Annotated in this window: 27 protein-coding genes; 12 read left to right on the plus strand and 15 right to left on the minus strand. The window is 63.2% G+C overall.

The features are described from left to right. Positions 1 to 562: 562 nt before the first annotated feature. Both JQ629_RS33795 and JQ629_RS33800 read left to right on the plus strand, forming a co-directional pair. Positions 563 to 847 carry a type II toxin-antitoxin system RelE/ParE family toxin gene (locus JQ629_RS33795; RefSeq protein WP_212416289.1) on the plus strand — a complete coding sequence of 95 codons (285 nt, stop codon included), beginning with the start codon at positions 563 to 565 and terminating at the stop codon, positions 845 to 847. A 40-nt stretch (positions 848 to 887) separates the two neighbouring features. Beyond that, positions 888 to 1,184: a HigA family addiction module antitoxin gene (locus JQ629_RS33800; protein WP_212416290.1), complete on the plus strand. Its 297-nt coding sequence runs from the start codon at positions 888 to 890 to the stop codon at positions 1,182 to 1,184. 345 nt (positions 1,185 to 1,529) lie between these two features. On the opposite strand, the gene JQ629_RS33805 is transcribed toward JQ629_RS33800, so the two are convergent. Beyond that, the gene (locus JQ629_RS33805) at positions 1,530 to 3,125 is read right to left on the minus strand and encodes a S10 family serine carboxypeptidase-like protein (RefSeq protein ID WP_212416291.1); all 1,596 of its coding nucleotides are present in this window, start codon (positions 3,123 to 3,125) and stop codon (positions 1,530 to 1,532) included. A gap of 298 nt (positions 3,126 to 3,423) precedes the next feature. Between JQ629_RS33805 and JQ629_RS33810 the strand changes: the two genes are divergently transcribed. The 5 genes from JQ629_RS33810 (at position 3,424) to JQ629_RS33830 (ending at position 8,604) form a co-directional block, all read left to right on the plus strand. Further along, positions 3,424 to 4,086, plus strand: coding sequence for a hypothetical protein (locus tag JQ629_RS33810; RefSeq protein ID WP_212416292.1), 663 nt, complete (start codon positions 3,424 to 3,426; stop codon positions 4,084 to 4,086). Between the two features lie 49 nt (positions 4,087 to 4,135). Beyond that, a complete protein-coding gene (locus JQ629_RS33815; protein WP_212416314.1) occupies positions 4,136 to 6,265 on the plus strand; it encodes an adenylate/guanylate cyclase domain-containing protein in 2,130 nt (709 codons plus the stop codon). 121 nt (positions 6,266 to 6,386) lie between these two features. Next, positions 6,387 to 7,166 (plus strand): NAD kinase, encoded by a 780-nt coding sequence (locus tag JQ629_RS33820; protein ID WP_212416293.1) that lies wholly within the window; start codon positions 6,387 to 6,389, stop codon positions 7,164 to 7,166. Between the two features lie 287 nt (positions 7,167 to 7,453). Further along, positions 7,454 to 7,999, plus strand: coding sequence for a response regulator (locus JQ629_RS33825; protein ID WP_212036134.1), 546 nt, complete (start codon positions 7,454 to 7,456; stop codon positions 7,997 to 7,999). A gap of 26 nt (positions 8,000 to 8,025) precedes the next feature. Continuing rightward, positions 8,026 to 8,604 carry an Hpt domain-containing protein gene (locus JQ629_RS33830; RefSeq protein WP_212416294.1) on the plus strand — a complete coding sequence of 193 codons (579 nt, stop codon included), beginning with the start codon at positions 8,026 to 8,028 and terminating at the stop codon, positions 8,602 to 8,604. Positions 8,605 to 8,752: 148 nt separating this feature from the next. Here JQ629_RS33830 and JQ629_RS33835 read toward each other — a convergent pair whose 3' ends face one another. Further along, positions 8,753 to 9,928: a DUF2336 domain-containing protein gene (locus JQ629_RS33835; protein WP_212416295.1), complete on the minus strand. Its 1,176-nt coding sequence runs from the start codon at positions 9,926 to 9,928 to the stop codon at positions 8,753 to 8,755. Positions 9,929 to 10,223: 295 nt separating this feature from the next. On the opposite strand from JQ629_RS33835, the gene JQ629_RS33840 reads away from it, so the two are divergent. Further along, the gene (locus tag JQ629_RS33840; protein ID WP_212416296.1) at positions 10,224 to 11,456 is read left to right on the plus strand and encodes a caspase family protein; all 1,233 of its coding nucleotides are present in this window, start codon (positions 10,224 to 10,226) and stop codon (positions 11,454 to 11,456) included. 25 nt (positions 11,457 to 11,481) lie between these two features. Here JQ629_RS33840 and JQ629_RS33845 read toward each other — a convergent pair whose 3' ends face one another. From JQ629_RS33845 to JQ629_RS33880, 8 genes are all read right to left on the minus strand, one after another. Next, entirely contained in the window at positions 11,482 to 12,528 is a 1,047-nt protein-coding gene (locus JQ629_RS33845) for a transglycosylase SLT domain-containing protein (RefSeq protein ID WP_212416297.1), read from the minus strand. A 179-nt stretch (positions 12,529 to 12,707) separates the two neighbouring features. Continuing rightward, the gene (locus JQ629_RS33850) at positions 12,708 to 13,463 is read right to left on the minus strand and encodes an amino acid ABC transporter ATP-binding protein (RefSeq protein WP_192733993.1); all 756 of its coding nucleotides are present in this window, start codon (positions 13,461 to 13,463) and stop codon (positions 12,708 to 12,710) included. Further along, complete coding sequence (locus JQ629_RS33855) at positions 13,441 to 14,097, minus strand: amino acid ABC transporter permease (protein WP_212416298.1); 657 nt, start codon at positions 14,095 to 14,097, stop codon at positions 13,441 to 13,443. The genes JQ629_RS33850 and JQ629_RS33855 overlap by 23 nt, the downstream gene beginning before the upstream one ends. Then, positions 14,094 to 14,777 carry an amino acid ABC transporter permease gene (locus JQ629_RS33860; protein ID WP_212416299.1) on the minus strand — a complete coding sequence of 228 codons (684 nt, stop codon included), beginning with the start codon at positions 14,775 to 14,777 and terminating at the stop codon, positions 14,094 to 14,096. The genes JQ629_RS33855 and JQ629_RS33860 overlap by 4 nt, the downstream gene beginning before the upstream one ends. A gap of 19 nt (positions 14,778 to 14,796) precedes the next feature. Further along, a complete protein-coding gene (locus tag JQ629_RS33865) occupies positions 14,797 to 15,606 on the minus strand; it encodes a transporter substrate-binding domain-containing protein (protein WP_249135458.1) in 810 nt (269 codons plus the stop codon). Between the two features lie 8 nt (positions 15,607 to 15,614). Next, positions 15,615 to 16,409, minus strand: coding sequence for a transporter substrate-binding domain-containing protein (locus tag JQ629_RS33870; RefSeq protein ID WP_192733996.1), 795 nt, complete (start codon positions 16,407 to 16,409; stop codon positions 15,615 to 15,617). A 48-nt stretch (positions 16,410 to 16,457) separates the two neighbouring features. Beyond that, on the minus strand, positions 16,458 to 16,904 hold the full coding sequence (gene rpiB / locus JQ629_RS33875) for a ribose 5-phosphate isomerase B (protein ID WP_212416300.1): 447 nt from the start codon (positions 16,902 to 16,904) through the stop codon (positions 16,458 to 16,460). Next, positions 16,901 to 17,689, minus strand: a complete 789-nt coding sequence (locus JQ629_RS33880; RefSeq protein ID WP_192733998.1) for a FadR/GntR family transcriptional regulator — start codon at positions 17,687 to 17,689, stop codon at positions 16,901 to 16,903. Before JQ629_RS33880 ends, rpiB begins: the two co-directional genes overlap by 4 nt. Before the next feature lie 288 nt (positions 17,690 to 17,977). Here JQ629_RS33880 and JQ629_RS33885 point away from each other — a divergent pair, with 288 nt between their 5' ends. Beyond that, on the plus strand, positions 17,978 to 18,961 hold the full coding sequence (locus JQ629_RS33885) for a Bug family tripartite tricarboxylate transporter substrate binding protein (protein ID WP_212416301.1): 984 nt from the start codon (positions 17,978 to 17,980) through the stop codon (positions 18,959 to 18,961). Between the two features lie 39 nt (positions 18,962 to 19,000). Here JQ629_RS33885 and hisI read toward each other — a convergent pair whose 3' ends face one another. After that, positions 19,001 to 19,429: a phosphoribosyl-AMP cyclohydrolase gene (hisI, locus tag JQ629_RS33890; RefSeq protein WP_212416302.1), complete on the minus strand. Its 429-nt coding sequence runs from the start codon at positions 19,427 to 19,429 to the stop codon at positions 19,001 to 19,003. A gap of 28 nt (positions 19,430 to 19,457) precedes the next feature. After that, positions 19,458 to 20,162: a GTP cyclohydrolase I FolE gene (gene folE / locus JQ629_RS33895; RefSeq protein ID WP_212416303.1), complete on the minus strand. Its 705-nt coding sequence runs from the start codon at positions 20,160 to 20,162 to the stop codon at positions 19,458 to 19,460. Positions 20,163 to 20,396: 234 nt separating this feature from the next. Here folE and JQ629_RS33900 point away from each other — a divergent pair, with 234 nt between their 5' ends. Beyond that, positions 20,397 to 20,840 (plus strand): iron-sulfur cluster assembly scaffold protein, encoded by a 444-nt coding sequence (locus JQ629_RS33900; RefSeq protein ID WP_192734002.1) that lies wholly within the window; start codon positions 20,397 to 20,399, stop codon positions 20,838 to 20,840. A gap of 135 nt (positions 20,841 to 20,975) precedes the next feature. Here JQ629_RS33900 and JQ629_RS33905 read toward each other — a convergent pair whose 3' ends face one another. Then, positions 20,976 to 21,893 (minus strand): COG3904 family protein, encoded by a 918-nt coding sequence (locus tag JQ629_RS33905; protein WP_212416304.1) that lies wholly within the window; start codon positions 21,891 to 21,893, stop codon positions 20,976 to 20,978. A 306-nt stretch (positions 21,894 to 22,199) separates the two neighbouring features. Here JQ629_RS33905 and yidD point away from each other — a divergent pair, with 306 nt between their 5' ends. Further along, a complete protein-coding gene (gene yidD / locus JQ629_RS33910; protein ID WP_212416305.1) occupies positions 22,200 to 22,511 on the plus strand; it encodes a membrane protein insertion efficiency factor YidD in 312 nt (103 codons plus the stop codon). A gap of 47 nt (positions 22,512 to 22,558) precedes the next feature. Here the strand turns inward: yidD and JQ629_RS33915 are convergent, their stop codons facing one another. Both JQ629_RS33915 and JQ629_RS33920 read right to left on the minus strand, forming a co-directional pair. Next, positions 22,559 to 23,740, minus strand: coding sequence for a hypothetical protein (locus JQ629_RS33915; RefSeq protein ID WP_249135461.1), 1,182 nt, complete (start codon positions 23,738 to 23,740; stop codon positions 22,559 to 22,561). 86 nt (positions 23,741 to 23,826) lie between these two features. After that, positions 23,827 to 25,200 (minus strand): APC family permease, encoded by a 1,374-nt coding sequence (locus tag JQ629_RS33920; protein WP_212416307.1) that lies wholly within the window; start codon positions 25,198 to 25,200, stop codon positions 23,827 to 23,829. 329 nt (positions 25,201 to 25,529) lie between these two features. Here JQ629_RS33920 and JQ629_RS33925 point away from each other — a divergent pair, with 329 nt between their 5' ends. Then, a complete protein-coding gene (locus tag JQ629_RS33925) occupies positions 25,530 to 26,834 on the plus strand; it encodes an alpha/beta hydrolase (protein ID WP_212416308.1) in 1,305 nt (434 codons plus the stop codon). Position 26,835 lies beyond the last annotated feature (1 nt).

The following is a 26,835-nucleotide window of genomic DNA, read 5'->3' on the forward strand; positions in this document are numbered from 1 at the left end:
AACAAAATGCACACGAGCATACAGGGCAGCGGAGAACACCCGGCCTTCCCTGCGCAATGGCTTTACGGCTTATGCCGCGCTCTCCCCGGAGACGAGTTCTTGGTTGACTCCGTCGCTACCGTTCCCGCTTGCGCTTCTCCGACAGCTTGACGCCTGCAACGGGCGCCAGGACCACACGGTTTTGCCGTACGCTTAGTCCGCGCCATCGTCTCAGCGCAAACAAGCGTCCACCGCAACCCGCCCAACGTCCGTGACGACGGCCGACGCCCTTCTGAGTAGGACGGGATGGGCGAATATATGCCCCTGATTTGCGTTCTGGTAAACAGAAATATTTTTTATTTTGGGACTTGACATGATTTCCGACAATCCGAACTGATTTGCCCGTCTGGTTGATTTGTCGCACGCGGATCGCAAGATTGCGCTTGCTTGCGAGGCGACGCAGCAACAGCGGTCGGGCGGATCGTAGCCGAAGGCGTAATCCGCCAGGGGGCGACGCCTGACATGGTATCTCGCCAAGATACGAATACCTTGCAATACGTATCTCAATGAGATACGTTGCAACATGATCAGGAGCTTCAAAGGGAAGTTTGCCGAGCCGATCCTTCAGGGCCGCGCGATCCCTAAGGGCTTCCCGGCAGATCTCGCCAGGTCAGCTCGCCGTAAGCTGATCATGGTAGACGCCGCCACCTTTCTTGAGGCCTTGAACTCGCCTCCCGGCAACCGCCTTGAAGCCCTTAAGGGAGACTTGGCGGGCAAACACTCGATCCGCATCAATGATCAATGGCGGGTTGTGTTCCGGTGGACCGATGCGGGTCCCGAGGATGTGGAGATAGTCGACTATCACTAGCCAGTCCGGCCGATTGTGGCCACCGATCAGGAGATCAGTCATGGCAAAGAAACTTCCGCCGGTTCATCCCGGCGAAATCCTGCGGGAGGAATTTCTTGTTCCGCTCAAGCTGACACCTTATGCGGTCGCCGCCGCGCTGCACGTGCCGCGCACCCGTATCGAGCGCATCGCGCGCGAGGAAAAACCCGTGACGGCCGACACTGCGCTCAGGCTCGGGAAATTCTTCAAGACCGGCGCGGCGTTCTGGATGAGCATTCAGGCGCGCTTCGATCTCGAAACGGCCGAAGACGCGCTCGCGCCGCAGATCAAGAAAATCGCAGCCTACAAGGCGGCGTGAGAATTACGGCATATCCATGCCGCAAACAAAAAGGGCCGCTTGAATGAACAAGCGGCCCAAGTCTAGGGAGGAAACGCCCAAAGAGGGCAGCGACAGCGCGAGGCGCCGCCGCACAATGCATGTAGGTACGAAAAAGCCCTGATCAATACCGAGGGCTCACGCTTCGCGCGGATTCTTAATTCGATCTTTCGATAAGAATTGCGGACGCACAGGCGTCATTACGAGCCAACGGGTCGCGCGAATGCGCGCCCGATGACAGGCTCCGCGAAACAATCCATACCGTGACAAGCTGCCCTATGGATTGCTTCGCTTCGCTCGCAATGACGGCAATTTGCGAATGCCCCCTCACTTCATCAGCCCCTGCACCTCGCCACGAAACGCCTGCCGTGCCGCATCGCGCGAATAGAACATGTGGCCGCCGGGATAGACGACGAGCTTCACGCGAGCAGGGCTGGCGAAGGCAGGCAACCCGTCGAGGATGATTTTCGAGGCAAAATATGGCGTGGCGAGATCGAACAGGCCGTGGCCGACCAGCAGTTTGATCTTCGGGTCGAGCGCGAGAATCTGCCGCAACTGGGAAACCGACTCGGCAGGTCCGCGGCCGAAATCCCACGACCGGAAGACGCTGTCGTTGAGCAGATGGTACGAGCCGTCCGGCCGCCAGTTCAGTTTGCGCGTGGTGAGATCGACGGCGGCGCTGGTCAACGGCGCCATCAGCGAATCCCCGGAGGGATCGCCGAAATGCGAGGAGTCGGAATCCGGATAGGGATCGAAGCCCGACACCGACGCGTCATAACGTCCGGTCACCCGGCCGTTGCGGCGGTCAAACTCCCTGCGGAATTCGCCGACCTCAAAGCGTCCGGCAAGCCGGCGGCTCACGGCCTGATCGATGCCGGTCAACGACGCGACCTTGTCGGCGAGCCGGTTGGTGGCCTCGGTGTCCGCTTGCCCCTTGAGCAGGTCGCTCACAAACTCGCCGCGCGCGTAGCGTTCGACGTCGGCGAGATCGGACCATTTCACCGGACCCTTCGCTTCACGCGCCACCGCGGCCATGGTGGGTAGCCTGTGGACGTATTGCAGCTGGCTGGAGCCGGAAAACTCGCGGTAGTCGAGCAAGGGAGAGACCAGGATCAGCCCGCGCACGCCAACGCCCTGCTGGGTCTGCAGGTTGCGGACGATCTTGGGGCCGCGGATGCCGCCATAGCTTTCGCCGGTGACATATTTCGGCGACAGCAGCCGGTCGTATTTTTCGAGCCAGCGCCGGATCACCAACGCGATCGAACTGACGTCGCCATCCAGGCTGAAGAACCGCTTGCGCGCGTCCTCTCCCGTCGCGACGAAGCGGCTATAGCCGGTGCTCACGGGGTCGATGAAGACCAAATCAGTGAAGTCGAGCCAGGTCTCGGCGTTGGGCACAAGCTCGGGCGAAGCAGAAGCGATCGCGCCATCTCCTGTAATCGACAGTCGCCACGGTCCGGCGGTGCCGAACTGCAGCCACGCCGATGAAGCGCCCGGCCCGCCATTGAACAGGAACGTGACCGGCCGCGTGCCGCGATCGGTGCCGTCGAGCTGGTAGGAGGTGTAGGCGATGTCGGCCTGCGGCTCGCCTTTTTCGTCGAACAGCCGGATCGAACCTGCGTTCGCGGTGAAGGCCAGCGTGCGCCCGGGCAGCGCCAGCGTCTGTCTGGTGGTGGAATCCGGCGGCAGCCGATGCAGATCGGAGACTGGCTGCGGGGTGGCGGCTTCGCCGCGCCGTCCCCCGCCCTTCTGTCCCTGCGGCGGCTGCGGCGGGAGCGTTTGACCCGGCGTCGGCGTCGCGGCGGGTTGCTGCTGCACGGCCGTCGGGCTTGCGTCCTGGGCGCGCGCGCCGGCCACGCAAGACAACATCACAAGCGTGATGGCGAGTTGCATATGACGCCGCGCGGTGAAGCGAAAAGCCATGACGTCCTGCTCCCTAAAGTCGCTTGCTCCGTTGCGCCGCGGATTTCAGCCTGGGATGGCGACAGAAGGGCTGTGCTACAACAGGACGAAATCCGCCGGCATCACAATCCCGACAGTATTGCGTGAAAGCTATCGGAATAACGCGGAATCCGTGGCTTCGGCATGGTTGTCCTCGCCGACCGTTAGGTGATATCGGTCGGTTCCGCCGGCGGACCCGGCCAATTATTTTTGATTCATCCATGAAACCATTTTGGCGCTGGCAAGACTAAAGAACCTGCGCTTTCCAATGGGGACCAAAATGAAACGTGCGATTGTTGCCTGCCTCGGCCTGCTGGCGCTGGCTTCTCCCGCCGCGGCGGATTCACCGGTTGCGGTGGTCGAGGACATCAAGGGCAAGGTGACCGGCGCCGAATTCATGGACTATGTGACGGCCCGGTCCGTCATCAAGATCGCAGACGGCGGCTCCGTCGTCCTCAGCTATTTGAAGTCCTGCCGGCGCGAGACCATCACCGGCGCCGGCACCGTTGTCGTCGGCAACGAGGAGAGCATCGTCGATCAAGCCGTCCTCAAGGCGGAGAAGACGAACTGCGATTCCAACCAGGCCAACGCCACCACCAAGGACACCAGCGCGGTCGCCGCCACCCTGCTCCGCAGCGCCACAACCGCTTCGCTGCCCGCGCCGCAGCTCACGCTTTACGGCGCCTCGCCGTTCGTGCAGGCCAAGGGCCGCGGCACGCTGGTGGTGCGCCGGCTCGACGTCGCCGGCGAGCGTCACCAGATCGCGCTCGGCGGCACCCAGCTCAAGGGCAAGTTCGTCGATTTCGCCGGCGAGAACGTCGCACTCGTCCCCGGCGGTCTCTACGCCGCCTCGTTCAAATCGTCGGAAATCGTGTTCCGGGTCGACGCCCAGGCCCAACCTGGCGCGACGCCGATCGTCGGCCGGCTGCTGCGGCTGGACTAGGCGTGCCGGACCTCCGCGCTTGAGAATCAGGCGCAGCACGCGCAACCAGATGGTGATCGCCGCCATCGCGCTGGTCTGCGCGGCGGCCTCGGTTTCTCCGGCGGTCAGGCCGATCCGAGGGCTCTCGCTCGATATTCTCACCGCGCTGCGCTGGGAAGTGTTTGGCCGCAGGCAGGATCCGGCGGCATCTCCGACGGTCGTCATCGCGATCGACGAGGAAAGCCTGCGCACCGCCCCGTTCAAGGGCTCGCCGATGCTGACCTGGACCGGGGAGATCGGCCGCGTGCTGACCGCGACCCTGGAAGGCGGCGCCAAGGTCGCCGGCTTCGACGTGGTGATCCCGACATCGATCGAGCAGTCGGAGATCCCGTTTGGCGACAACATGCTGGGCACGAGGGTGCGCGGCTTCGACCGCGACTTCCTGCGCGCGCTGGCCGGCGCGACAGTCAACGGCAAGGTGGTGCTGGGCGAAACGCTCGGCGGCAACCAGCCGGTCAGGCCCTCGGCCGGGCAGCGCATCGCGGTGCGGCAGCAGCAGAACATCCGCCCGCTTAACGTTCATACCGACCATGACGACGTGGTGCGGCGCATGCCGCTGACGTTCCCCATCAACGGCGCGAAAGTGCCTTCGATGGCGGTCGAGCTGGCGGCGCGCGCGATGGGCGCGGCTCCCGAATTCGACAAGAATGGCCGGATGACACTCGGCGGTTACCGGATCCCAGGCCGGGTGCCGAACACGCTGACGCTGAATTTCGAGGGCGGCGCGGCCGACATACCGACTTTTTCATTTGCCGACCTGCGCAACTGCGCGGTCAAGGACGACAAGGACTATTTTCGGCGCTGGTTCGACGGCAAGGTCGTCATCTTCGGCACCGTTCTCGATATCGAGGACCGGCGCATGACATCCAAGCGCTTTGCGACCGGCATCGAGGGCGCGCGCACGCCGCGCTGCGCGGCCGAGAGCACGCCGGTCTCCGCCGCCTTCAGGACCAGCACGATCGCCGGCGTCTATATCCACGCCACCGCGGTCAACAATCTGATCTCGCGCAACGCGGTGGTCGAACCGGGGCCGCTGTCGCGCTTCCTGATCGCGGCCGTGTTCGCGGCGCTGGCGGCCTTCGCCGCGTGGCAGCTCAGACCGCTCGTCGCGGCGACGGCCTGGGCGGTCATGGTGGTGGCCGGCATCGCCGGCGCCACCCTCGCCTTCAACCACGCGCTGGCGCTCCCGGTCGCCGAGCCGTTCCTCGCCAGCCTGATGGCGCTGGCCTCGACGATCGGTTTCCGCTTTGTCGTCGCCGACAAGGATCGCCGCCTGCTGCAGAAGAGCTTTGCGCTGTACCTCGCCCCGCACGTCATCAACCGGATGCTGTCGTCGAACAAACTGCCGGAGCTCGGCGGCGAGACCCGCGAGGTGACGGTGTTCTTCTCCGACATCGAAGGGTTTTCGCTGATCGCCGAGAAGATGTCGCCGGACAGCCTGATGGAGCTGATGAACGAATATCTCTCTGTCATGACCGACGTCATCGAAAGCCATGGCGGATATGTCGACAAATATATCGGCGACTCCGTCGTGGCGGTGTTTGGCGCGCCGGCCGACGATCCCGACCATGCCGCCAATGCGGCGCGCGCCGCGCTGGACTGCTGCACAAGGTTGGCCGAGCTCAACGTTTCCTCGGCGCTGTTCCACGAACACAAACTGGCGCAGCGGATCGGCATCAATTCCGGCGAGGCGCTGGTCGGCAATTTCGGATCGCGGCGGCGCTTCAATTACTCGGTCATGAGCGATGCGGTGAACCTCGCCTCGCGGCTGGAGGGCGCCAACAAATTCTACGGCACGACCGTCATCGCTTCGGAGACGACGGTGGCCCTTGCCGGCGACGCTTTCGCCTGGCGCGAACTCGATGCGATCAGAGTCAAGGGACGCAACCAGGCGCTGAAAATCTACGAATTGCTGGCGCTCTCGACCGGGCTTGCCGCTTCCCGGCAGGCGCTGATCGCCCATTACGCCGACGGACTTGCGCATTGGCGGGCCCGCGAATTCGAGCTTGCCGCAAAATGCTTCGAGTGTTCGGCTGACACCGACCGGCCGGCAGCGCTGTTTTGCCAGCGCGCCCGGGAGTTGGCTGAAAATCCGCCTGATAGGGATTGGGACCCGATCCGAACCCTGCAGGAAAAATAGCCGCTCCGGCCCTTCGGCTTGGGTTACATCCCTGACGGGGCGCCCTTCCATCTCGACAAGCGCCGCCAAGGTGTATAGACGAGCGCGGCGCAATCCGGCGCCACCATGAGCCCGTAATCCGATGGCCAGCCCCAAGCGATATGACCGCATCGCCTTCGTTGCGAGCGCTTCCGCGGAGGCGCAGGCGGCACTGGCGGAGCTGGTCAGGCTTTACGGCAATCACGACCCGGATACGGCCGAAATCCTGGTGGCGATCGGCGGCGACGGGCTGATGCTGGAAACGCTGCACCGGTACATGCGGACCCGCAAGCCGATCTACGGCATGCATCGCGGCACCGTCGGTTTTCTGATGAATGAATTCTCCACGCACGACCTGCATGGCCGGCTGGCCGCGGCGCGCGAGACGCTGATCAATCCGCTGTTGATGCGCGCGACCGATATTCACGATCAGGTGCATCTGCATCACGCCATCAATGAAGTGTACCTGTTTCGTCAGACCTATCAGGCCGCGCATGTGCGCATCCTGATCGACGAGCACGAACGCATGGCCGAACTGATCGCCGACGGCATTCTGGTGGCGACGCCGGCCGGCTCCACCGCCTATAACCTCTCGGCGCAGGGGCCGATCCTCCCCATCAATGCGGCGCTGCTGGCGCTGACCCCGATCAGCGCGTTCCGGCCGCGGCGCTGGCGCGGCGCCCTGCTCCCCAACACCGCCTTCGTGGTCATCGAAGTGCTCGAGGGCGGCAAGCGTCCGGTCGCCGCCGTGGCCGACCATGACGAAGTGCGCGACGTCCGCCGCGTCGAGGTGCTGTCCGACAAGTCGATCTCGATGCGGATGCTGTTCGACCCCGGCCACAGCCTGGAAGAACGCATCCTGCGCGAGCAGTTCGGGCATTAGCTGTCGTCCCGGCTGCCCCGTCGTCCCGGCCTTGAGCCGGGACCCATACCGCGTTGTGCTATCGGTTGGAGCGACGTAGCTTGACGCCTTCCTTTTCCAAAACATGGGCCGCGGCGTATGGGTCCCGGGTCAAGCCCGGGACGACGTGTTGCGTGTTGATAGAACGGTGACATAAGCTGCCGCCAGATTCCCCGCCGCGCCCCCTTCGCAACCATTCGTTAACCGACCCCGCGATATGGTTAACGCCGGGTGTACCGTGTTGCCCGGTATGCGCTTAGGGCCGGACCATGTATCGCATCGATTTCAACAAGCTGCGGTTTCTGATTTGCGACGACAACCCGCATATGCGCCGCATCCTGCGGACGCTGCTGCACTCGTTCGGCGCGCGCGAGGCTTATGAGTCCGAGGACGGCGCCACCGCCCTCGAAATGTACACCCACTACGTTCCCGATATCGTCATCACCGACTGGGCGATGCCGATCTTCGACGGCCTCGAACTGGCGCAGATGATCCGGCAACCGGACTCCAAGGGCAACCCCTACGCGCCGATCATCATGCTGACCGGCCATTCCGACAAGCGCCGCGTGACGGTCGCGCGCGACGCCGGTGTGACCGAATTCCTCGCCAAGCCGATCTCGGCCAAGGGGCTTTATCAGCGCATCCTCAACGTCGTCGCCAACCCGCGACCGTTCATCAAGACCAAGACCTATTTCGGACCGGACCGCCGGCGCAACACCAACAATGCCTATATCGGCCCCGAACGCCGCATCGGCGGCGAGATGGAAGTGATGCAGCAGCCGTCGCTGCTCGACAAGGCGCGATCCAGCGTCTAACGCGCGACACACGCGAGGAACCGATCATGGCGAAGGAAAAACCCGGGAAGCTGGAGGTCACGAGCTTCGCCGATCACCACGTGATCACGCAGCCAAATCCCTTGCGCAAGGTGCTGCTGCGCGTTCCCGAATCCGACCTCGACGATCCGGTCGGGCGTGCCGAGAAAGCGCTGGCCGGGCTGTCGGGTGAATTCAAGAACTGGATGGCGATCGAAGCCGACCGGCTTTCCGCCGCCCACGCCGCCATTCTGCGCAGCGGCTTCACCGACGACGCCCGCGAAGAACTGTTTCGCGCCGCCCACGACATCAAGGGAGATGCCGCGACATTCGGCTTTCCCTCCGCGGGCGCCGCTGCCGAGAGCCTGTGCCGCATCATCGAACACGCGCCCGATCTCGACCAGGTGCCGTCGGATCTGATCAGGCATCACATCAACGCCATTCAGGCCATCGTCCGTGAGCGCACCAAGCTCGACACCGCGGCTACCGCCGGCGTGCTCAGCCGTTCGCTCCGCGGCATCGCCGACGAATTCCTCACCTATGCCAACCGCGACCGCCCCGAGCATCTCGAAGCGATTTTGGCGCCGAGCATTATTCCGGTGGAGTGATTTTGTCGTCCCTGCGAACGCAGGGACCCATACGCCGCGGCTTCTCCGTGGGGCGATGTGGTAGTTGCCTTTTCCAACAATTCGCGACGGTGGTTATGGGTCCCTGCGTTCGCAGGGACGACACCGAATTTGATGTTGGAAAGTCGGCCTACGCCGCGATCAGATCGTGCCCGATCGGCGCGATCGCTTCTTCCGCCACCAGCTCGTCGCAGAACTGGCGGGCTTCTTCACGCGCCGATTCAGTTGCAAAACGGCGCAGCAGGATCAGCAGCGGCTCGGCGGCCTTGCGGTCGGTCTCGCAATGGGTCAGCACGCGCTCGACCATGCGGCGGCGAAGGCGCGCCGCACCACCCAACGTGTCGACATAGCCGGTCTCGTGGCTGACCTCGAGCGCGATCCGGAAGGCGGCGAAGGTGGATTCCGGCAAGCCGGCCCGGATCAACAGCGCCTGCAGGCTGGCGCCGCCACGGTCATGCAGCAGCGCGGTGACGCGGGCGTGCGGCAGGCCGGACAATTCGGCCAATGCAGCATCGAACAGTTCGAGATTGCCCGACAATAGCGCGCGCAGGATCAGGCCCGCGGTGAGCTGGCCGGTGGCGCGCAAATGCTGCACCAGGCCCTGCATGTCCTCGCCGCGCGAACGCGCCGCGATGTTGACGGTCGAGCGCTCGCGCGCTTCGCTGGCGAGCCGCCCTGCCCGGTCCGGGCTCAGCCAGTTTTTGGCGACGACGAATTGCGCCAGCGTGTCGGAAAGTTTGGCGACCAGCGCCATGCGCGTGGCGGACGGCAATCCCTCCAGCACCAGCATCGATTCACGGATCGCGGCGAGATGGCCGTGACGCTCGACGATGCGGTCCCACGAGAATGGCGCCAGCTCCGCATAGGCGTTCTCGATCAGCTCGAGGGCGGCGGCCGGCGAGCCGACTTCGGCAATCGCGGCGGATACCGACGGCGGCAGATTGACCCGGCGGGCGATCGCGCACTGCGTCTCGCTGTTGCCGGTCGCGACGATGTCGACGAGGTCGGCATCGATCAGCAGCGGGGAATGTTCGAGCACCGGCAGCGCGATCGACGGCTGATCGAGCGCGAGCGCCTGCACGATCGCGGCGGGCGCTTCGGCGCTGCGCGCGAACACCTGCGACATCGCCTGGCGGACCAGCGGGGATGCATCGTCGAGCAGCATCAGCAGCGCGCCTTCGGCGGCGGCGCGATCGTCCTCGGAGAGATCGGAAATCAACCAGGCCCGCGCCAAAGACCGCGTTGCCTCTGCCCGCTCGCCTGCCGGAGCGGTACGTATCCAACTGATGAACTGCCGAACGATCATGGTCTAGCCGGCCTACGCAACCCGAAACGACACCGTGACGCGGTGCCACTGTCATAGAAAATAAACCATGACGCTTAACAAAGGGTTCACCATAAACGTTTGGGATTATTGACGTTTCGTTAAGGGAACCGGCGCGCGGGGCCGGACGGTAGATAACCGGCCTCGCCGCGCACCGCTGGCGCTACCGCCGAAACCGCCCGGATTTGACGCGTTCTCTTGACGCGAACCATCTCGACAAGAGGCGCCAATCCTTGCCTAACTACCCCCTGATATTTCCACTGGGCGAGGCGTAGGCATGCGCTCAATTTTTGTTTTGCCGATATTCCTGCTGGTCTTTTCGACCATGAACTGCCGGGCGGAGAAGCGCATTGCGCTGGTGGTTGGAAATTCCAACTACCAAAGCGTCAGCCCGCTCGCCAACCCCAGGAACGATGCGGCGTTGATCGCCGAGACGTTGCGCAAGGTCGGCTTCATCCTGGTCGGCGGGCGCGCGCAAATCGATCTCGACAAGCCGGCGTTCGATCGCGCGATCCAGACTTTTGGTAACGAGCTGACGGGCGCCGATGTCGCGCTGTTCTATTACGCCGGCCACGGCGTGCAGGTCCGCAACGTCAATTATCTGGTGCCGATTTCGGCCAATCCGGTGAAGGAAGCCGACGTCGATTTCCAGATGGTCGACGTCAACCTGGTGCTCCGGCAGATGGAAGGATCCGGGACCAAGCTGAACCTCGTGATCCTCGATGCCTGCCGCAACAACCCGTTTGGCGGGCGCGGATTGCGCAGTACCGAGAGCGGGCTTGCACAACTCCGCGCACCCGAGGGAACGCTGCTGTCCTACGCCACCCAGCCCGGCAACGTCGCGCTCGATGGCACCGGCAGCAACAGCCCCTATACGTCGGCGCTGGCGCAGGCGATCCAGAAACCGGGGCTCGACATCTTCCAGACCTTCAATCAGGTCGGCCTGCAGGTCAAACGCGCGACCGGCGGTGCGCAGCAGCCCTGGGTTTCCTCCTCGCCGATCGACGGTTCGTTCTATTTCGCAAGCACGACACCGAACGCGCCGGTCGCGGCGCCGCCACAAAGCGTCGTGTCCCCGTCTGCGCCGCCGCGGCCGGTAGCGATCGATCCCACGCTGGAGCAGCGCGCGACCGCCTTTGTCATCGAGGACATGAAGCAGTCGCAGGGCAGCACGGCTGACTTTATGAACTACGCCCGCCGGTCGCTCGACGAACGAATTGATTACTATGGAAAATCAACGCCTCGCGACGAAGTCCTCAAGGACAAGGAGAGATACGTCAAGAACTGGCCTAACCGATCGTACCGGCTGCAGATGGATACGATACGAACCTCGTGCGACCAGGCGAGATCGGTTTGCCAGATCAGTGGTGCGCTGGAATTCAGTCATTCCAATCCATCGAACGGCAAGAAATCCTCGGGCACCGCATCGTTCGAATACGGCATCAGGTTTGGCCCCGACGGCGGCAAGATATTTTATGAGCAAGGCAAGACGCTGTCGGCGCAGAGGTAAGCCACGGTCTGTGTGCTGAGCAGCCTTAGCTGCTGAACGTGCCGTTGCGATCGCTGAACAGATCAAGCCGGCCCGGTGCGCGGACTTCGGGCTTCTGTCCCGAGATCGATGGCGTCGTCGGCGTCGCCGAGGCGACGGTGGTCAGCGACGATCCCCTGCCCCACAATTCCTGCACCGCAGGCGAAATCGGCTGGCTGCGTTCGCCGGCCTGGAACAGCGAGCGGAAGATCGGCTCGGGCTGCGCGGAGGCAGTCTGCGATGTCGCGGCGACCGGCGTCACGCTGCGGGTATCCGGAAAGCTCGACAGATAGGCCGCGTTATCGATCGCAGGTGCAGCCTGCGCCGCGGACGTTGCTTGCGTGGCGCTCGCGACGGTCACGCGGCGCGGCAGGTCACCGCCGACCGCCGCCATCGCGGTGCGGGTGGCCGGCGAATTGGCGGCGCTGGCGTAGCGCGAGTTCAGCACCGAATAGACCTCGGAGACGCTGCGGCCACGGCCCGAACGATCGTAGAAGATCGAGCGGTTGGCCTCGGCGGCGGCCGGAAACATCTGCACCGCGGAAGCCCGCGGATTGTCCTCGGCGCTCGAGATCAATTTTCCCGCGCCGCCGACGCCCATGAAGTGCGCCATATAGAGTTCGGCATCGCTCGGGCGGCGGCCGATCTTGCCGGTGAGCTTGAAACTGTTCGACTGGGTCAGCACCCCCGCCATCGACGACGCCGCTTCCGGATTGTCGCGCAGCTTCATGATCTCCGCACGCGCGGTCGGGTCGCTGACCGAATAGCTGCCGGAGGGATTCTTGGTGATGGCGTCGGCATATTTGCCGTAGCCGAGCTGGCTGCCGGCTTCCTTGACGGTGCCGAGCCAGGTCTGGTCGATGAATTGAAACAGCCCGCGTGCCGACGAGGTCGTCGCCGCCGCCTTCGGGTTGAAGTTGGATTCCATCTTGGCGGTGGCGAGGAGATATTCGAAGCTGGCGCCGGTGGACGAGGCAGCCTGCTTGATCGAGCCCGCGATCTTCGCGCGCGTGGGGTCGACACCAGCCGTGGCGTTCAATGTGTCGACCGACATGTTTCCTGGTGCCCCGCTCCCCGCGAAACGACCGCGCGGCCTGTGCGAAAATCGCAATCAGCGCCCAATAGTGAGCCACACTGGGACAGTTATGGTTAACGGGAGGTTAAAGAGATGCCCGGGTCTTTCCGGGATGCGCTGTTGGCGAAGGCGCGCCACGATTTCAGCCGGCATCTCGGCTACAGCTCGCTCGAGATGAACTGCTTGAATTCGGCGGTCTGCGGCCGGGCGAACAGTTCCGACGTCAGCCCGCTCTCCCAGATCTTTCCCCGATGCATGAAAATGACCTGGTTTGCGACCTTGCGCGCGAAGCCCATTTCATGGGTGACGGTGATCATCGTCATGCCGCGTGCCGCGAGATCTTCCATGACGGCGAGAACTTCTGCGGTAAGTTCTGGATCAAGCGCCGAAGTCACCTCGTCGAAAAGCATGACTTGGGGGGACAGCGCGAGCGAACGCGCAATGGCGACCCGCTGCTGCTGCCCGCCGGACAACTGCTCGGGATAGGAATCGATCTTGTCGGTCAACCCGACGAGTCGCAGCACTTCGGCAGCCTTGGCCTGCGCGGCGTCCTTTGGCTGCTTCTTCACCAAGGTCAGCGCCAACGTGATATTCCGCTGCACCGTGAGGTGCGGGAATAAATTGTAGCCCTGAAAAACCATGCCGACATCGTGGCGCAACTGGGCGCGAGCTGCCTTGCCGGGCCGGCCGACTTCATGGCCGCAAACTTCGATCTTGCCGGCCTGGATCGTCTCGAGTCCCGCGATGCAACGCAGCAGCGTGCTCTTGCCGGATCCGCTGCGGCCGACAATGGCCACGGTCTGGCCACGCGCCACCTCGAGGCTCACGCCGTCGAGAACGCGCAACGTCCCGAACTCTTTCACCACGCCTGTAACCTGAACGACGGTGGCGCTAGTGGCTGGCGCGGCCTGCATTGGCTCTCCTTTCGAGGAAACGGCTGGCCAGCGACAGCGGGTAGCACATCGCAAAATAGATTGCGGCCACGATACAGAAGATGATGAAGGGCTCGAAGGTCGAGTTGTTGACGATCTGGCCGGCGCGCGCGAGTTCGACAAATCCGACCACCGAAGCCAGCGACGTATTCTTCACGATCTGGACCATGAAGCCCACGGTCGGCGGAATGGCTATTCGGACGGCTTGCGGCAATATCACATAGGCATATTGCTGGAAGCGACCGAGGCCGAGGCAATCCGAAGCCTCCCACTGCGTGCGCGGCACCGCCTCGATGCAGCCACGCCAGATCTCACCAAGAAAGGCGGCGGCATACAACGTCAGCGCCAAACCGGCCGCGACCAATGGCGCCAGCTTGTAGCCGAGGATGCCGAGGCCGAAATAGGTCAGGAACAGCAGGATCAGAAGCGGCGTGCCCTGGATGAGCTGGATGTACCCGCCGGCGACGATGCGCAGCGCCTGGCTCGGCGAGACCCGCATCAGCGCGATCGGCAGGCCGACGAGGACGCCACCCGCGAATGCGATCAGCGACAGCAGCACCGTCCATTGCGCTGCTGTGACGAGATACCAGATGTGGTGAGCGTTGAGCTGGATCATAGGGCGGTGCCCAGCCGCCGGCGACGCTCGAAGATCACGAGGCCGATGGCCTTGAACGCCAGCCTGTAGAGAAGGGAAAGAGCGAGATAGATGACCGCGACAATGATGTAGACTTCAAAGCTACGATACGTATCGGACTGCACGTTATTGGCGACGGCGGTCAGCTCCTCGGCCGAGATTTGCGACGTGATCGACGATGCCAGCATGAGAAGTACAAACTGGCTGGAGAGTGCGGGATAGACCCGCTCGATGGCCGGCAAGAGAACGACGTGCAGGATCGACTGAAGCCGCGTCAGGCCCAGGCAATCCGCCGCCTCGAGTTGGGTTCGGTGGACGGACTGGATGCCCGCCCGCATGATCTCCGTCGTATAGGCGCCCATATTCACCACGAGCGCAATGACGGCAGATGTTTCGGCCGAGAGTTTGAGGCCCATGCTCGACAGGCCGAAATAGACGATGAAGATCTGCACCAGCAGCGGCGTATTGCGGATCAGCTCCACATAGAAGCCGACCAGCAGCCGCAACGGACGCCCGCCGTAAACCCGGGCGACCGCGCACAGCGTGCCAACGACGAAGCCGAGGGCGATCGACAGTAGCGTAAGCTGGATCGTAAGCCAGGCGCCGTTCAGGAATGCCGGCCACTTCTCCAGCAGGAACGAGAAGTCGAACTTGTAGAGCATCGCCGCCCGGTCCTGCCGTTTAGTTGGCTGCCTTCAGCAACTGCTCCACCGGAATGTCGACGCCATGATACTTCTTGTAAATTGCGCCGAGCTTCCCGTTCTGAAGGTTGTCCGTCACCCAGCCGTTCACCCATTCCTTCAGCTTGGGCTCGTCCTTGCGCATGCCGATGGCGAGGTAGAACGTCTGCATGGTGATGCGCGACTCGGCCGTGCGTGCCGGGTTCTTCTTGCTGATTGCCGGCAGCAGCGAGCGCGCCGTCGCGAGGATGTCCACCTGGCCCGACGCGAATGCGAGCGCCATCGTGGCGTCGTCCTCGTAGCGCACCAGCTGGGCGCCTTTCGCCTGCTGGGTAAGATCGGTGTCCTGCGTCGTGCCGCGCACGACGGCGACCTTCTTGCCGGCCAGGTCGGACATCTCCTTGAGCGGGACCGCGCTCAGCGACGCCACGACCGACGGGTGATCGGCATAGGGAATCGAGAAGTCGATCACCTTGGCGCGATCGGGCGTGATCGACAGCGTGGAGACGACGAGGTCCGCCTTGTCGGTCTGCAGCATCGGAATGCGCGTGGGGCCCGTGGTGGTCACCAGTTCCAGGGAGACCCCGAGATCCTTGGCGAGAAGCTGCGCAGTATCGACGTCCGATCCAGTCGGCTGCAGCTTGTCATCGGTCATGCCGAACGGAGGGATGGCCGTGTCGATGGCGATCCGGACCTTGCCCGCCTTCTTGATGTTATCGAGCGTATCAGCCTGTGCCGATGCAAACGATAGCGACAGGGCTGCGAGCGCCAGACCTGCGATCAGGCGGCGAGAGATGATCATATTGGTCATGGCTGGTCCTACTGCTTCAGAATGAGATCGGGCAGGTTGTCACCGAAGTACTTCTTGTTCAGCTCGTTGAGCTTACCGTTCTTGAGATTGGCTGAAATCCAGGCGTTGACCTCGTCCACGAGGCGCTTCTCGTCCTTCTTCACGCCGACAGCGAGCTTGAAATTGTCGAGTACGAATTTCAGCTCCACCTGCCGTGCCGGGTTCTTCTTGTCGATCTGCGGGACCATCATTTCCGCCGTCGAGAAGATGTCGACTTGTCCACTGAGGAAGGCCTGCGTCTCGGTGGCGTCATCCTCGTAGCGGACCAGCTTCATCCCCTTCGGCCCCTCCTTTGTCAGCTGCGTGTCGTGCGTCGTGCCGCGCACCGTGCCAACCGTCTTCCCGTCGAGCTCGGCCAGCGACTTCACGGAGACGGACTTTGGGGCCGCGATGACCGTTCGCAGCACGGCATAGCCTAACGAGAAATCGATGACCTTCGCGCGCTCCGCCGTGTAGGAGAGGCTCGAGATCACGAGATCGGCCTTGCCGGTCTGAAGTGCTGGAATTCGAGTGGCACCGGTGGTTGGCACGTGCTCGAACTCGAGTCCCCAATCCTTGGCGAGAAGCCGTGCCGTGTCGACGTCGAGGCCGGTCGGTTGCAGCTTGTCATCCGTCATGCCATAGGGCGGCACGCCAAGATCGATGGCGATACGGATCTTGCCGGCTTTCTTGATGTCGTCCAGCGCGTCCGCGTGCCCGAGGGACATGGCGGCTACCATGGCCGTAATGGCGAGTGCCGTCGAAGCTACGATCTTTTTCAACATTGCCTCCTCCCGTTTGTCTTGTTTCTTGGCGTTTACTTGTCTGGCGTCCTAGCGTTCGGCATCCATGATCGCGAGCTTGGCCACCCGGCGCCGGAATTCCTCTGATGTAGAGAACGTGGCGCCCAGATAGGCCGCGATCAGATCCTTGGCGAGCCAGGGACCGACAATCTGGGCGCCGATGCACATGACGTTGACGTCGTCGTGCTCGACGCATTGATGGGCAGAATGGACATCGTGGCACACGGCGGCCCGAATTCCCTTCATCTTGTTTGCGCCAATCGAGGCGCCGACGCCCGTGCCGCACACCATGAGGCCGCGCTCCGCCTGCCCCGTCGTGATGGCAGAAGCGACCTTGCGTGCGATATCCGGGAAGTCGACCGGAGCGGGATCGAAGCTGCCGACATCCAGCACCTCGTGGCCGCCCTCCTTCAAAAAGGCCAGCACATCCGCCTTCATGGGAAAGCCCGCGTGATCCGAACCTACGACAATCTTCATGTGGTCTTCCTGCTGTTCGCTCGTCTCTTCGGTTGTAGATTTGCCGCCGACGAGGCCGTGATGCCGCCTATTTCACCGATGATGGCGCGCCTTCGGTATTCGTTGCCGATTTCAAAATGCTTTCTCAGCGTTGCATCGGCGCGGTCCGGATCGCGGGCGACGATCGCCTCGAAGATGCGCCGGTGATCGTCGATCAGATAGGTTTTCATCGAAGGGAACGCCTGCACGAGCTCGCGGCGATTGCGATGCACATGCGTCAGCAGGCCCGCCATCGAATTGTGAAGCACGGCCAGCGTCTGCGAATGCGACGCGAGCACGATTGTGCGGTGGAATTCGTAATCGGCGACGCCTCCGGCGTCGGCCTTGTCGATCGTTTCCGCAATCTTGCCGAGTGCCGTCTGCAGGCGTTCGAAATCGGCGATATCAGCGCGCTCGCAGGCGAGCCTGATCGCCTGGCACTCGATCGCGACGCGGGCCTGCATCACGTCATCAGGCATGTCTGCCTGTTGGGCGAGCGCGAAGGTGAAGAAGTCATTGAGGACTGAGACGTCCGGTCGCGTCACGACAGTACCGATGCGATCCCTGATCTCGACAATGCCGAGCATCGTGAGGGCCCGCAGCGCTTCGCGAACGAGCGGCCGACCTACGCCGAGTTGAATCGCCAGATCTCGCTCGGAGACCAGCCGATCGCCGGGTTTCAGCGAACCGGCGAGCAAGCGGTCGCGCAAGAAGGCGAACACCTTCTCGAATCCCTTCTCGCCCTCGTCTGCTCGCTTCAGTTCCACCCGTATTCCTTCGCTGATCTTACCTTGGTAAGACCAGTAAGCAGACCAGATGGCGTCGTCAAGCTCTTGAGTTGGCGTTGGCGCTAAAAGCAATCGTTCGAGCCGGACAAGGTTTGACCCAAGCGGACACAATCCACCGCGCGGAATATCAGCCTCAACGAGCCTCGCCTGAACTACATCGCCGCTACACTTCGCCACCAAGCCAGGATGGCGCGTCCCGTGCTACTTCTGCCTCCCGCCCGGGGGTTCACAACCGGGCGAATGACAAGAAACCAACAGGGCAGGAAAATGAAAAAGCTGACACGGCGAACGTTCGTGACTGGTTCGGCGGCGATGTTGTGTGCCCCGTCCGTGAGGACCGAGGCGCAATCCTCCTGGCCCACGCGCCAGATTCGCATTCTCGTGCCGTATCCGGCGGGCGGCCAGACGGACGGCATCGCGCGGGCTTTCGGCGACTATTTGGCACGGCAGCTGGGAAAGACGGTCATCATTGAAAACAAGGCCGGCGCTGGCGGCGTCATCGGCGTGGCGGAAGCCAAACGCGCAGAACCTGACGGTACCACCATCCTGTGCACGATTTCTTCGTCACTCATCCAAAACCGTCTTACGGTGAAGGACCTTCCCTACGATCCTGAGAGCGACTTCGTTTATCTGACGATGGTCAGCGGCGCCGGGGGGCCGGTGGTGGCGGCGAAGAAGACGGGAGCAAAAAATCTTCGAGAGTTCATCGAGTACGCAAAAAAGGTCGGCAGCCTGAACTGGGGATCGTACGGCGTGGGTTCGACGCCGCACGTCCTGATAGCGACAATGGCGAAGCAATACGGCATTCAATTTCAGGTCGTCCAATATCGCGGCGAGGCGCCGATGTGGAATGACATCGCGGGGCAGACGCTGGATGGCGCCGCGGGAAGCCATGCCGCAGCAGCACCCGTCATCCAGGCGGGAACCGGAAACCTGATCGGCGTGGTAGGCAGCCGCCTGCCACCCTATCCGGACACGCCTACAATGACTGAACAGGGCGCCGTCGGCGACTTCTACGACCTGCGCGCATTCACCACCTTCGCTGTACCAACCGGAACGCCGCAGGATATCGTCCAGCGGATCTCGGAGCTATTGATCCAGGCCGGATCCGACTCCAAGGTCCAGCAGATGCTGAACAACTTCATTCTGAGTTCACCAGCCAATCTCGAAACGACGGCCCGTATTTTCAAGCGCGACAGTGATGTGATGCTCGGTATCCTGCGCGATCTTGGCGTCAAACCATCGGAGTAGTCACCGAGCGGCCGACGAGACCGCCAGCGCAACAACGGATCATTTCCGATACACCGCGTTCGGATCGAACAACCTGTCGGCATCGACAAACGACAGCTGTGTGCCGCCATCTCCCGCCGCCACCGCGCGGTAGAAGCACGACTGGCGGCCGGTGTGACATGCCGCGCCGTGCTGCTCGACGCGGATCCAGATCGCGTCCTGATCGCAATCCATCCGCATCTCGACCACGCGCTGGGTGTGTCCGGAGCTCTCGCCCTTGCGCCACAGCGCCTTGCGCGAGCGGCTGAAATACCAGGCCTCGCCGCTGGCGATGGTCTTGCGCAGCGCCTCGTCGTTCATGTGCGCGACCATCAGCACGTCGCCGGTCGCAGCATCGGTCGCCACGCAGGTCAAAAGACCCGACGCGTCGAATTTGGGCTGGAACGCCAGCCCTTCCTCGCGGTCGTTGATATCTGCGGATGTGGACACGATAGGCCTCGCAGCTTCAAAAGCGAGGTTACCGGGCCGGTCCTCGCACCATGGACAGGAAACGCGCCTGCTCCGCCGGATTGTCGCGGAACATGCCGGTATAGCGGCTGGTGAAGGTCATCGCACCGTGCTTGGCGACGCCGCGCACCGACATGCAGGTATGCTCCGCCTCGATTACGACGGCAACACCGCGGGGCTTGAGCACCTCGTCGATCGCGGCCGCGATCTGCGCGGTGAGATGCTCCTGCGTCTGCAGGCGGCGCGCGAAGATGTCGGTCAGGCGCGCGAGCTTCGACAACCCCACGACCCGTTCGACCGGCGTATAGGCGATATGCGCCTTGCCGTAGAACGGCATCATGTGATGCTCGCATTGCGAGGTGAATTCGATGTCGCGGATCAGGACGAAATCGTCATAGCCGGCGGTCTCGCCAAAGGTGCGGTCGAGGACTTCGGCCGGGCACTGGTGATAGCCCTGGTAGAGTTCGTCGAAGGCCTCGACGACCCGGCGCGGGGTGTCGAGCAAGCCCTCACGGCCGGGATTCTCGCCGATATAGCTGAGCAGCGTACGGACGGCCGCTTCGGCCTCGGCGCGCGACGGGCGCGGCTGGTCGGCACGGACGGCGGCGGCCAGGAATTCGGCGGGATCGAGTTCGGCGGGGCGGGTGTCCGGCGCCACGTCAGGCGATTTGACCTCAGTCTTGCCGGGGCGAAGGGATTTGATCAATGCGTCCATGTCTTCTCCGTTCGACCGGTCCTTCAGACCGGAGTGTCACCGGGCAGACGGGGCGGCTTCGCCGCCGGACGCCTGAGTCCCCTTGAACCTAGCACCACCGGGGTAGAATTGGCTTCCAATCAGGCCGCCGTGGCAACATGGCCGGACTGTATTTCCGCCATGACCGTCCATATATAGGACGGTGAAACCCTGCCGCCAAGGGCGGTTCCGCCCACGGGCCCGAGACCTCGCTCCATGCTGAACGACATTTACAACAAGCGCATCATCGAGTTGGCCGGCAATATCCCCCGTCTGGGCCGCCTCCCCGACCCCGACGCCAGCGCCACCGCCCATTCCAAACTGTGCGGTTCCACCGTCAAGATCGACCTCAAGATGGACGGGCCGGTGGTTTCCGACTTCGCCCATGACGTGAAGGCCTGCGCCCTCGGACAGGCCTCCTCCTCCATCATGGCAAGCCATGTCATCGGCTCGACCGCGAGCGAGCTGCGCGAGTTGCGCGAGACCGTGCGCAAGATGCTGAAGGAAAACGGCCAGCCGCCGCAGGGCAAATGGGCCGACATCGCGCTGCTGGAGCCGGTGCGCGACTACAAGGCCCGCCACGCCTCGACCATGCTGACCTTCGATGCCGTGGTCGATGCCATCGGCCAGATCGAGGCCAGGGCGAAGCAGCCGGCGTAGGCGCAGCGGAAAACCCTCTCCGTCATTCCCGGGCACGCGAAGCGTGAACCTCAGATGCGCAATTGCGCATCGGGGAATCTCGAGATTCCGGGTTCGATGCTGCGCATCGCCCCGGAATGACGGCTGGTATTGAAGCTACTTCTGCGGCTGAGTCTGCGCCGGCGCGGCGGTGCCACCGGTGGGAACCGCCGCTTCGGCGGTCTTGGTCGGCTTCGCCGGATGCACGGGCGCCTGCTCTTCGACCGCGGAGCTGACGAAGCGATCCTGCGTCGGCTTGGACTTCAGTTCGGCAACCGGCGTCGATGAGTCACGCGGCAAAACGTCGGCCACGGCGTCGGTCGTGATCAGATTGGTCAGCCGCAACTCGGCGGCGGACAATTTGTGCAGATCTTCCCACGGCGGCACGCTGAGCGCGAGCGACAACAGATCGCCGGTTCCGCCCATGTCGAAGGTGAACTTGGCGAGCCGGCCGATGTCGCGCTCCACGATCATCAGATCCTGCGCGGTATAGCTTGCCGCCTTGGCGTCATCGGCGCGATCGCCCATCCAGATCTGATGCACGCGGACATGGGAGGCCGGCGACACATACCGCGTCTTGCCCGACAGCAGCAGGAACACGCACATCGACTCGCAATAGGCTTCCGGAACGACATAAGCGCGTTCGCCCTGCGCCGTCTGCGTGCGCACGGTGGTGCCGACCGTCGTCAGCGCGCCGAGGGCACGGAACCTGCGGCCGAGCGCAATGGAATCGTTGACCGACCCGCCGCTGGAATCGAGCACGATGGTGGCGCCGCCAAGCTGGCGATCGCGCGCGAACTCTTCGAATGCTTTGGGACTGTCCGCGGTGACGATGCCGACGGCGGAGACCCAGCCCTTGCAGTCCGGCTGGCATGCGACCCACTTGAAGTGCATCGGCAGTTTGCGTTCTTCGAGGCTAACGCCGGCGTGCGCCGAGTTGACCGGCGTCGCGATCTCGCCAGGCAATGCGATACAAAGGGCGGTGGCGCCAAGCAGCGCCAAGCCGCGAATTTTTGCCGACGTCACAAACCTCAATTTGGTTCCTTCCCCCAAGCCCTAACGGCGAGCAACGGCAATGGCCCCACTTCAACGCCACATGATTCCGTCATATCGGCGCTATCAAAAAGGTAACCGTGCGCTTTGCGAGCGTCCATAGTACCTTTGCTGCATCGCCGATAAACCATCGGATAATTCCCAAGTGTGGCGTAAATATCCGCGAATGTTCAGTTCCTTACCTTGGAACCCCGCAAGAGTACGGAGATCATTCGGGCAGGCCCCATGAAACAGTCATTCACGCCCTCCTCACAGTGCACAAAATCACATTGCACCAAATCACGTTGCATGGATTGTGCCACGACGGCCCGGCGCTTGCCCCGCAACGCGGGGCGCGGGCTGATCTGGATTTACCGGCACACGCTGTCGCCGCTGGTCGGCTACAACTGCCGGCATTTGCCGACCTGCTCGGTCTATGGCGACGAGGCCATCGAACGCTTCGGTCTTTGGGGTGGCGGATGGATGACGCTGGCGCGGATATTACGCTGTCAGCCCTGGGGCACGTCCGGCATCGACAACGTCCCGATCGCAAAACCGCCGGGTGCACGATGGTATCTGCCGTGGCGCTACGGCCGATGGCGGGGCGTCAACGCGCCGTAGCGCTGCGTGATGAGTGAACACGACGCATTGAAATTAAGCCGAACGAGCTAGCGCCAGAAGAAGAAGCCGCCTCTCGGCTGCGGTTCGATAGGCGCCGGCGGACGCGGCTTCCTGGGACGCGGTGGCGGCGGTGGTGGCGGCTCGGCCGATGACGTCGTCTCCTGGCTGCCAGAGCCGTCGTCGGGCAACCTGACCGACAGCAGCAAGTTCGATTCATGCGTGCGCCAGCGGTAGCCGATACCGAAATCCATCGGCTGCGCGCGCCTGAACAGCTCGGCATAGGATTGCTGATATCGTCCCGGGAATTCGTCGATCGGGCCGGCATAACGGCCGAACGGGAAGAAGCGCCATTTCTTCGGGCTGTAGTAGTGAAGCGGAACGCCGGAATCGTCCTGGATGATGGTGGCGCTGTTGGCGAGGATGTAATCGCGCACCGTGGTGAAATTGCCGGAGTGCAGCAAATAGGACGCGCTCTTGATCAGGCTGTTGCCGGGCGCCAGCGTCGAACAGAATTTCAGAAAGCCCGTGACCTTGACGCCGGAATTGGAAAGGTCGGTCGAGAAATAATACAGCGTCTTTTCCGCGCCGTCGCTGCCGGCGAAGACGATGCGCGTGCCGCGCACCGCGTTCGGCCCGGGGTTCTCGTTGCCGAAATACGCCGTGCCCTTGTCGTCCAGCGCCACCGGCGTGACGCTGCGGATGGTCTTGCCAGAGCGCGCCAGAAACACATAGAGGACCGGCAAGGTGCCGTTGATCTGGCCGGCACTCAGATCGGTCTTCATCTGTTTGGTGATGAAGAAGCTGAAGCTCAGGATCGAACTCAGCGAACGCTCCACGCTGTGGAGCGCGGCGCTGACGCCGCCGCGCGGCAATCTTGTCAGATCCGGCACCGAGCCCGGCGGCTCGAGCGCGCTCAGCACATAGGTCGTCGCCTTCGAGTAGAACGCGTTGGCATAGAGGAAGTCCGGCCCCGAGAACATGTAGAACATGGTCGGCCGCGGTGCCGCCAGATTGCTGTCCGCCCAGGCGCGGATCTTCGACAATTGCCGCTGCTCGAGCTGCGCGAACGCATTGTCGAAGAATTTGGCGTGGCGCTGCCAGGCCGGTTCCCTGGTCAGCGGCATCAGCGGTGAGTCGGCCGAGGGCATCATGCCGGCGAGAAACCTGGCGGTATCGTCGGCGGTTGCCGGATCGGCGGCGCGCGCGGGCAGCATCACCACGAACAGCATCGCGGCCACCAGCGCTACGATTCTCAACGAGGCAATTGTCACCGCGGCAATTTTCAACGAGGCAGTTTTCAACGAGGCACGCATCTTCATTCGCTACCCGCAGACGCGGCCACCGGGCCTTGATCGGCCCGCTTGCGGAAAACGGCGTAAATCAGAAGTCCTGAAAGCATGATCAAAACACCAAGGAACACCCGCAGCGGTTGTTCGGTCAAAAGATAGTACATCATGAAGCCAGTCACGAGCAGGAAAACCAGCGGCGTGACCGGGTATCCCCAGGCGCGGTAGGGCCGCGGCAGGTCGGGGTGCGTGATGCGCAGCTTGATGACGCCGAGCACGGTGAAGAACGAACAGAACAACAATGCGAACTGGATGAATTCGAGCACCGCTTCAAAACTGCGCGTGAACAGCATCAGGCTCGCCACCGTCAGCTGGAACAGAATGGCCCAGGGCGGCGCGCCGCCGCTCGACCGGCGCGCGAACGGGCGCAGCACCGGAATGTCCTCGCCCATGGTCATCATCACGCGCGGTCCGATCCACATCATCGCGCTGATCGAGGAGATCAGCCCGAAGCAGATCATCGCGCCGACGATGCGGCCGCCGAACTCGCCGAAGATGTAACTGCCGGAGACGCGGGCAACGTCGAGCTGACCCGCCAGCTTGTCGATCGGCGCCGAGTGCAGGAACACCGCGTTCAGCGCCACATAAAGCACCAGCACGATCAGCGTCCCCGCCAGCATCGCGCGCGGCACGTTGCGCTCCGGATCGTGCACCTCGCCGATGATGTAGGTCGCCGCATTCCAGCCCGAGAACGAATACATCACGAACACCAGGCTGATCGCGAACGGCGCGCTGACGATGTGCGAGAAGTCGGACGCCGACGGCGCGAACGACAACGGCTGCGGCGTCGCCATCAGAAATCCGGCGACCAGGAAGGCCACAATCAGCAGCACCTTGAGGATGGTCGCGATCAACTGGAAAGTGCTGGAGTGCCTGACGCCCGTGAGCTGCACCAGCGACACCAGCCAGACCACGCCGATGGCGAGCGCCAGCGGTGGCGCGTCCGGAAAGACCGATTTGCCGTATTCGCCGAACGCCATCGCGGCGAGTGCGACGGGCGCCGCAAATCCAACGGTCGCCGACACCCAGCCCGCCACAAAACCGAAGGCCGGGTGAAAGGCGCGGCCGAGAAAGTTGTACTCGCCGCTCGAGCGCGGAAACATCGCCCCGAGCTCGCTATAGGCAAACACCCCGCACAGCGCGACGATACCGCCGACGGTCCACAGCAACAGGATCGAGAAGCCGGAAGGGATGTCCTTGACCTGAAAGCCCAGGCTGGTGAAGACGCCAACCCCGACCATGTCGGCAACGACGATGGAGATCGCTACCGCGACCGAAATGGTCGAGCCGCCGCCGGGACGCGGGCCGGACCATGCCGCGCTGCCCGTTTCTGATGCCGCCATTTCGACCGTACCTTCAGCGCCGCACGCCTGAACCCTCATGGTGCAGGCTGGCGCCGCCCAATTCAAGCAGCGTTAACAACGATTTAAATCAGGCAGCGATTTGGGTATCCAGATACCCAACGATCTCTTCGGCCTTTGCAGTGCACCCCGACATTGCGAAAACAAGATGGCGGGGGCTCACAATCAGGACACGATTGGATGGTCTCCTCGGGACTTCCGGATGTGGGGAGCTTTCTCCGGAAGCTTAACGTCGCCTAAACACGATCGAGGTACGCCGGTTAACGGTGGATCTTGGGTGGTTCTCAGGTGGTCCTTGGGGCACGGGGTGGATGGTCGGAGCGGATCCGAAATTCCAGATAGATCATCGCGCGAACCGGGTGATTTCCCCGGCGACGCAGCGCCATGCCCAGCCCCGGCATACCCATCCTCGTCGTTGGCGCTGGGTCGCCGTCGCTTCGCTTTTTGCACCCCTGTCCTTTGTCCTGGTTCAATGCGGCAAGGCGCCCAGCGCGGACATGCTGGCCGCGAACGCGCACGCCACCGCCGGCGACAGTTTTGAAGACCGCTTCCCGCAGCCGCGATTCGCCGACCGTTTCCCGACCGCCAGCGAAAGCCTACAACAGGTACAGCAGCAAGTTGCGTTGGCCCCGGCGCAACGCAAGGTGCGAACCGAGCCGGTCAGGGTCGCCTCGCTCAATCCCACGCTGACGCTCCCGCGCCAGAGCGAGCGCGAAGAACTGACCACGCTGGTCAGCATGAAATCCTCCGCCTTCCCCTATTTCGGCACCAATCCGCGCTCCGAGGCGCCGTTCCTCAACATCACCAAGGGCGATCGCAAGGGCCATCGCAGCTATGGCGGCCGGGTCTATTGGCAGGATGAGACCTACAATGACAGCCGCGTGCTGGTGCACGTCCCCGAGACCTTCGACGTCCGCAAGCCCGGCGTGATCGTGGTGTTCTTCCACGGCAACGGCGCGACGCTGGAGCGCGACGTCCGCGACCGCCAATTGGTGCCCCAGCAGATTTCAGATTCAGGTGTGAACGCCGTGCTGCTGGCGCCGCAGCTGGCGGTGAACGCCGCCGATTCCAGCGCCGGCAAATTCTGGCAGCCCGGCGGCTTCAAACGCTTCATGGACGAGTCGGCGACCCACCTCGCCCGCCTCACCGGCGATCCGAAATCGGCGCAGGCGTTCGCCAACATGCCGATCGTCATTGTCGGCTATAGCGGCGGCTTCCTGCCGACCGCCTGGAGCCTCGACGTCGGCGGCGCCACCAACCGCGTCCGCGGCGTGTTCCTGCTCGACGCCGTCTATGGCGAACTCGACAAGTTCGCCAGCTGGATCGCGAACAACCGTTCCGGCTTCTTCGTCAGCTCCTATACCCGCTACACCAAGCGACGCGATCAGGAACTGATGTCGATGCTGCGCGACAAGGGCATCACCGTCACCGAGAACATGGACGGGCCGCTGCGCCCCGGCAGCGTCGTGTTCGTGCAGACGCGCGACGGTATCACCCATCGCAGCTACGTTACGCAGGCCTGGACCGAGCATCCGGTCAAGGATGTGCTGGTCAAGATGGCGGCTTCGCCACAGCTGACCCGGATCGCCAGCGCGCCGTCGCCCGCGAACCGGTAAT

The sequence above is a fragment of the Bradyrhizobium sp. AUGA SZCCT0222 genome (assembly GCF_018130205.1).
Lineage (GTDB): Bacteria > Pseudomonadota > Alphaproteobacteria > Rhizobiales > Xanthobacteraceae > Bradyrhizobium.

Coding starts and splice junctions, on each gene's coding strand:
- JQ629_RS33815 (WP_212416314.1), top strand. CDS start 4,136: ATGGTGATCGCCGCCATCGCGCTGGTCTGCGCGGCGGCCTCGGTTTCT.
- JQ629_RS33825 (WP_212036134.1), top strand. CDS start 7,454: ATGTATCGCATCGATTTCAACAAGCTGCGGTTTCTGATTTGCGACGAC.
- folE (WP_212416303.1), bottom strand. CDS start 20,162: ATGGACGCATTGATCAAATCCCTTCGCCCCGGCAAGACTGAGGTCAAA.
- JQ629_RS33885 (WP_212416301.1), top strand. CDS start 17,978: ATGAAAAAGCTGACACGGCGAACGTTCGTGACTGGTTCGGCGGCGATG.
- JQ629_RS33865 (WP_249135458.1), bottom strand. CDS start 15,606: ATGACCAATATGATCATCTCTCGCCGCCTGATCGCAGGTCTGGCGCTC.
- JQ629_RS33870 (WP_192733996.1), bottom strand. CDS start 16,409: ATGTTGAAAAAGATCGTAGCTTCGACGGCACTCGCCATTACGGCCATG.
- JQ629_RS33835 (WP_212416295.1), bottom strand. CDS start 9,928: ATGATCGTTCGGCAGTTCATCAGTTGGATACGTACCGCTCCGGCAGGC.
- JQ629_RS33795 (WP_212416289.1), top strand. CDS start 563: ATGATCAGGAGCTTCAAAGGGAAGTTTGCCGAGCCGATCCTTCAGGGC.
- JQ629_RS33855 (WP_212416298.1), bottom strand. CDS start 14,097: ATGATCCAGCTCAACGCTCACCACATCTGGTATCTCGTCACAGCAGCG.
- JQ629_RS33860 (WP_212416299.1), bottom strand. CDS start 14,777: ATGCTCTACAAGTTCGACTTCTCGTTCCTGCTGGAGAAGTGGCCGGCA.
- JQ629_RS33925 (WP_212416308.1), top strand. CDS start 25,530: ATGGTCGGAGCGGATCCGAAATTCCAGATAGATCATCGCGCGAACCGG.
- JQ629_RS33900 (WP_192734002.1), top strand. CDS start 20,397: ATGCTGAACGACATTTACAACAAGCGCATCATCGAGTTGGCCGGCAAT.
- JQ629_RS33820 (WP_212416293.1), top strand. CDS start 6,387: ATGGCCAGCCCCAAGCGATATGACCGCATCGCCTTCGTTGCGAGCGCT.
- JQ629_RS33920 (WP_212416307.1), bottom strand. CDS start 25,200: ATGGCGGCATCAGAAACGGGCAGCGCGGCATGGTCCGGCCCGCGTCCC.
- JQ629_RS33845 (WP_212416297.1), bottom strand. CDS start 12,528: ATGTCGGTCGACACATTGAACGCCACGGCTGGTGTCGACCCCACGCGC.
- JQ629_RS33800 (WP_212416290.1), top strand. CDS start 888: ATGGCAAAGAAACTTCCGCCGGTTCATCCCGGCGAAATCCTGCGGGAG.
- yidD (WP_212416305.1), top strand. CDS start 22,200: ATGGATTGTGCCACGACGGCCCGGCGCTTGCCCCGCAACGCGGGGCGC.
- JQ629_RS33915 (WP_249135461.1), bottom strand. CDS start 23,740: ATGCTGTTCGTGGTGATGCTGCCCGCGCGCGCCGCCGATCCGGCAACC.
- JQ629_RS33810 (WP_212416292.1), top strand. CDS start 3,424: ATGAAACGTGCGATTGTTGCCTGCCTCGGCCTGCTGGCGCTGGCTTCT.
- JQ629_RS33805 (WP_212416291.1), bottom strand. CDS start 3,125: ATGGCTTTTCGCTTCACCGCGCGGCGTCATATGCAACTCGCCATCACG.
- JQ629_RS33850 (WP_192733993.1), bottom strand. CDS start 13,463: ATGCAGGCCGCGCCAGCCACTAGCGCCACCGTCGTTCAGGTTACAGGC.
- JQ629_RS33830 (WP_212416294.1), top strand. CDS start 8,026: ATGGCGAAGGAAAAACCCGGGAAGCTGGAGGTCACGAGCTTCGCCGAT.
- JQ629_RS33840 (WP_212416296.1), top strand. CDS start 10,224: ATGCGCTCAATTTTTGTTTTGCCGATATTCCTGCTGGTCTTTTCGACC.
- rpiB (WP_212416300.1), bottom strand. CDS start 16,904: ATGAAGATTGTCGTAGGTTCGGATCACGCGGGCTTTCCCATGAAGGCG.